1 protein-coding gene is annotated in these 483 nt (G+C 75.4%); it reads left to right on the forward strand.

Annotated features, from left to right (window positions below):
- Nucleotides 1–483, forward strand: a 483-nt coding sequence (locus tag PROKR_RS37010; protein WP_211240201.1) for an FtsX-like permease family protein, incomplete at both ends; no start/stop codon positions are given.

The following is a 483-nucleotide window of genomic DNA, read 5'->3' on the forward strand; positions in this document are numbered from 1 at the left end:
CGGCTGCCCGCGACGACCTCGCCGCTGCCGTCCCGGCCGCCACCGGAGTCACCACCCCCGTCCAGTACGCGGAGGACGTGGTCTCGGCCATCTCGGACGGCCAGAACATCGTCTACCTCGTGTTCGTGCTGGCTCTGGCCGCGGTCTCCCTGGTGGTCGCGGGCCTGGTCATCGCGAACACCTTCCAGGTGCTGGTGGCGCAGCGTGCCCGCACCCTGGCACTGCTGCGCTGCGTCGGTGCGGGCACCGGGCAGATCTACCGCTGCGTGCTGCTGGAGGCCGCCCTCCTGGGGGTGGCCGCCTCCGCCGCGGGCATCGTGCTCGGCACCCTGCTGGTACAGGCCGGGCTGCTGGTCGCGCCCGCGTTCGACCTGGGCGTGACACTCCCGCGGACCGTCCCCCTGACGCGCGCCCGTGCTCCTCGGGCCGCTCGGCGTCGGCCTGCTCGTCTCCCTGGCCGCGGCGCTCGCCCCGGCGCGGGCC

The sequence above is a fragment of the Promicromonospora kroppenstedtii DSM 19349 genome, assembly GCF_000515355.1.
GTDB classification, from domain to species: domain Bacteria; phylum Actinomycetota; class Actinomycetes; order Actinomycetales; family Cellulomonadaceae; genus Promicromonospora; species Promicromonospora kroppenstedtii.